This is a genomic window from Thermogutta sp., from assembly GCF_014359955.1.
GTDB lineage: Bacteria > Planctomycetota > Planctomycetia > Pirellulales > Thermoguttaceae > Thermogutta.
This window is the reverse complement of record NZ_JACIYL010000309.1, coordinates 1-4,757: the sequence shown is the minus strand read 5'-3', so window position 1 is coordinate 4,757 and position 4,757 is coordinate 1. Positions and strand designations below refer to the sequence as shown.

Annotated in this window: 3 protein-coding genes; all 3 read left to right on the top strand. The window is 57.3% G+C overall.

Annotated elements, in window-relative coordinates; all coding sequences use genetic code 11:
- Positions 1-501: uroporphyrinogen decarboxylase family protein (locus H5U08_RS10420; protein WP_297032760.1), on the top strand; the 501-nt coding region annotated here is incomplete at its 5' end.
- 191 nt (positions 502-692) lie between these two features.
- Positions 693-3,146 (top strand): DUF4962 domain-containing protein, encoded by a 2,454-nt coding sequence (locus H5U08_RS10415; RefSeq protein ID WP_297032758.1) that lies wholly within the window; start codon positions 693-695, stop codon positions 3,144-3,146.
- 252 nt (positions 3,147-3,398) lie between these two features.
- The gene (locus H5U08_RS10410) at positions 3,399-4,721 is read left to right on the top strand and encodes a nucleotide sugar dehydrogenase (protein ID WP_297032756.1); all 1,323 of its coding nucleotides are present in this window, start codon (positions 3,399-3,401) and stop codon (positions 4,719-4,721) included.
- Positions 4,722-4,757: the final 36 nt, after the last annotated feature.

Below are 4,757 nucleotides of genomic sequence, written 5' to 3'. Positions count from 1 at the left end.
CGTCTGGTGCCATCCGTGGGACGGTATCTGAAGGGCCAGGTCGCCGCTGGGGTGCAGGCCATCCAACTCTTCGATAGCTGGGCAGGATGTCTGGCTCCGCAACACTACCGACAGTTTGTTCTGCCCTACACTCAGGCCGTGCTTGGCTACTTGCCCCGGCGCGTTCCTGTCATCTATTTCCTGACGGGCAACCCAGCCCTTATTCCCCTTCAGGCTGAAGTCGGTGGACAGGTCATCGGTGTGGACTGGCGGGTGGACATTGCCGACGCCTGGGCAGCCGTTGGTGAAGACCACGCGATCCAGGGAAATCTCGACCCTGCGGTCCTTTGCGCGTCGCGGGAGTTCGTTCTCGAAGAAGCCCGGCGCATATTGGAGCGAACCCGTGGGCGTCCGGGACATATTTTCAATCTCGGGCACGGAGTGCTTCCGTCGACGCCCGTCGAGAATGTACTGGCCCTGGTCGATTTCGTCCACGCGTGGGACCCGCAGCAAATCCCCTAACTTGCGCAATCGGACTACGCTCCCATCCGGCACATCTGGCAGTCGCACGACAGGCGGCCCTCACGGTGACTTGCACACTGGAAGGTCCCACATCACAATAGGGCTACTCGCATCAATCCCGCGGTGCAACCTGCACCGTTTCCACTGTTTTTGAATTGCGTGCAATTCATGTAGATCGGGGAGGCCCCTTGATGAAGCGTCTGACTGGCCCTGGTACGGCTTTCTGTTCGCTCCTCGCCCTGTCATCGGTGTTATGGGTCGGCGCACGCGTTTCGGGAGAACCAACGCGACTTGTGCTTGACGAATCGCCCATCCAACCAGGCGAGTGGGGTTACCGTCCGGAGGATCAGTCGATCTCGGCCACGGATCCCCCGGCATTCAGTTGGCGTCCCCAGGCCAATATCCAAGAATGGGAACTCCAGGTGGCACGGGACCCCGATTTTGCGGGCGTGGTTTACGAGGCACGGGGAATCGTCTGGAATGTCCATTGTCCGCCGAAGACCTTCGGGGCAGCCCGGTATTTCTGGCGGTACCGTGGACGCAACCAGGCGGCCGTCACCAACTGGAGCCGAGTCCGGCAATTCACGATCCCTCAAAACGCCGTCCCCATGCCGATGCCACCACGGGATGAGTTGCTGGCGAGAATCCCAGCCGATCATCCGCGTCTATTCATCCGACCAGAGGACCTTTCGCGATTGCGGGCAGCCGCGAAAGGTGAGTTGAAAGATCTCTGGGAACGGCTCGTGGCGAGGTGCGAAAGTGCCCTGCGCAATCCCCCGCGCACGGAGGAACCCCCCAAATATCCGCCCACCGTGGAAAGAAAGAGCGACGAGTGGGCGAAAATCTGGTGGGGAAACCGCGAATACACCATTCGCGCCCTGGGAACGTCGGCCCTTTTGGGTTTCGTCTATCGGGTGGGTGGTCACAAGCCCTACGGAGAGCTTGCCAAAAGGATCCTCCTGGACTGCGCCAAATGGGACCCGGTCGGCTCAACAGGTTTTCGCTACAACGACGAAGCGGGAATGCCCTACGCCTATTATTTCTCGCGCACTTACACGTTTGTGTATGACCTGCTGTCTGAAGAGGAGCGTCAAAAATGCCGCGAGGTCATGCGGATTCGGGGAGCGGAAATGTACCGCGCGCTCTGTCCACGGCATTTCTGGCGACCGTATAACAGTCATGCGAATCGGGCCTGGCATTTTCTGGGGGAAGTGGGAATCACTTTTCACGGCGAAATTCCCGAGGCAGATGATTGGACGTGGTTCGCCCTCAATGTGTTTTTCAACACCTACCCGGTCTGGTGCGATGACGACGGCGGATGGCATGAAGGTTCCAGCTACTGGGCAAGTTACATGCAACGCTTTACCTGGTGGGCCGATGTCATGCGGGCCATGTTCGGAATCAACGCCTTCCAGAAGCCGTATTTTTCCAAAGCGGGTTACTATGCGATGTACTTGATGCCTCCCCATGCCGTGACGGGCGGTTTCGGCGATTTGGCCTGCACTCGCGAGGCCCGCAGTAACGTGCCGCTCATGTCCATTTTCGCTGTTCAGGCCCGTAATCCCCACTGGATGTGGTATGTGGAAAGCATGGGCGGACCGCCGCAACCGACGGAATTCTGGGATTTTGTCCGCGGAACACTTCCCAAAGTTGCATCCCGGCCACCGGACGACTTGCCCACTTCGCGGGTATTTCGCGGAACGGGCCAGGCTGCCCTGAATACGACCCTCCTCGATGCCCGCGACAACGTCCAGATTCTTTTCAAATCGAGTCCCTTTGGCACCCAATCGCACGGGTACGACGCCAACAACTCTTTTCTCCTCACGGCGTACAATGCGCGTCTTTTTGTCTCCAGCGGACGTCGGGACCTGTACGCGAGTGCCCACCACGCTCGCTGGATGTGGAGCACGCGATCGGTGAACAGTATTACAGTCGATGGAATTGGGCAGGTTCCCCACTCGGCCGAGACACGTGGGCAAATCACGGCCTTTTACACCTCTCCAGAAATCGACGTTGTGGAAGGCGAGGCAGGTGCCTGCTACCGAGATCCCGGCGATCCCCAGGGCAAGGGACAACCTCTCCTGCGGCGATTCACCCGCACGATCATCTTCCTCAAACCGGAATGGATCGTCATTTACGATCGGCTGGTTGCCACGCGTCCGGTGAAATATCAGTACTGGCTGCACAGCCCGGAGAAAATGCAGGTGGACGGTAACCGCGTTCTTGCCCGAGTGGGTCAGGTGGAATGTCCCGTCCAGTTCCTGATGCCGGAAAGGCTGAGTTTCACGCAAACAAACGAATACGATCCCAATCCCCGACCGAGAATTACAGTCAGGGAATGGCATCTGACGGCCGAAACTCCGGAAAAATCAACACAAATTGAATTCCTCACTCTTTACCATCCGCATCGGATGGGTAACGATCGGTCGCCCCAGGTCACATTGAAGCCACAAGAAGGCGGGTCTGTGCTGGTTCTGAACTGGCCCGGTGAAACGGCCACACTGCTTCTTCCCAAAGACGAGGCGCAGTCCCTCCAATTCGGCGGGTTGCATACAGACGGAAAGATCCTAATCTCCCGCGAAAAGAACGATGGCCAGAGCATTCGAACGGTCGTGGTGGACGGGGTAGTGCCCGCTCCCCCGTGATGAAAAAAGCCGCCTAGCCGGAACCCATCAAGGCGTTTGTGACCAGCGCTCTCGGTCTCGCGTGGGACGTCTCGTCTTGGCGAACGCGGTACGCCGCCGAGGGAATATGCTACATTAGCTTATCAGGAAGCTTTTCCTGGATGGCGACACCCCTCACTTGTGGGATTGTCGTCAATCACGCCAGTGGTCGCTGATACAGGGTGCCGGTAACTCAACGGGTGTGCAGCTCAGACACATGGGAGACACAAAGTTATGACGTACGAAGAGGTCCTGCAGAGAATTCAGGAGAAAAAGGCCAAAGTCGGCGTCATTGGCCTGGGTTATGTGGGATTGCCTTTGCTTCGCGCGTTCATCCGGGCGGGGTTTTCGACAATTGGGTTTGATATTGACGAGGCAAAAGTCCAGAAGCTGAACGCAGGTCAAAGTTACATCGGGCATATACCGTCTCAGTGGATTCAGGAATGGATCAGCACCGGGCGATTTGAAGCGACCGCCGATATGTCGCGGCTTAACGAGCCGGACGCCATTCTCATCTGTGTGCCCACCCCGCTCAATGAGAGCCGGGACCCTGATCTCCAGTACATCGAGGGCACAACCGAGGCCATTGCCAAAGTGTTGCGACGAGATCAGCTCGTGGTTCTCGAAAGCACTACTTATCCCGGCACCACACGGCAGGTCATGCTGCCGGTTCTGGAGGCAACCGGGTTGAAAGTCGGTCAGGATTTTTATCTGGCTTTCAGCCCCGAACGTGAAGACCCCGGCAATCCCAACTATTCAGCCGAACGGATTCCCAAAGTGGTTGGTGGAATTGAACCGAAGAGCACGCAACTGGCGTCCGCCCTGTACAGCCACGCCGTGGTGCAGGTCATTCCGGTATCCTGTGCCGAAGTGGCGGAGGCCTGCAAAATCCTGGAGAACACCTATCGGGCGGTGAATATTGCAATGGTCAATGAATTAAAGGTCCTTTTCCAGCGACTGGGGATCGATATTTGGGAAGTGATTGAGGCGGCCAAAACAAAGCCGTTCGGCTTCCAGGCGTTTTATCCCGGTCCTGGGCTTGGTGGACACTGCATTCCGATCGACCCCTTCTACCTCAGTTGGCTCGCCCGGCGGCACGGCATGACCACCCGTTTCATCGAACTGGCCGGCGAGATCAATACTTCCATGCCCGAGTATGTCATCCACCAGGTCATCAAAGCGCTGAATGAACACGGGAAACCACTGAAAGGAAGCAAGGTGTGCATCCTGGGCATGGCCTACAAAAAAGATGTGGATGATCCCCGGGAAAGCCCGTCCTTCGCGCTCATGGAAATGCTGCTGGACGGCGGTGCAGTTGTGACGTACAACGATCCCTACATTCCCAAACTACCCAAGATGCGGCACTTCCGCGTTCCGGAAATGACCAGTTCTGAACTGACGGCGGAGTTTCTGGCCTCCCAGGATTGCGTGCTGATTGCTACGGACCATTCGGTCTATGACTATGACTTTATCGTTCAGCATGCTCCCTTAATCGTCGATACCCGGAATGCGACGAAAAACGTTAAATGCGGACGCGAGAAAATCCGCAAGGCGTGAGCTGGAGAAAAGATTTTTTGAAAACCTGCGTCCCGC

Coding starts and splice junctions, on each gene's coding strand:
- H5U08_RS10415 (WP_297032758.1), top strand. CDS start 693: ATGAAGCGTCTGACTGGCCCTGGTACGGCTTTCTGTTCGCTCCTCGCC.
- H5U08_RS10410 (WP_297032756.1), top strand. CDS start 3,399: ATGACGTACGAAGAGGTCCTGCAGAGAATTCAGGAGAAAAAGGCCAAA.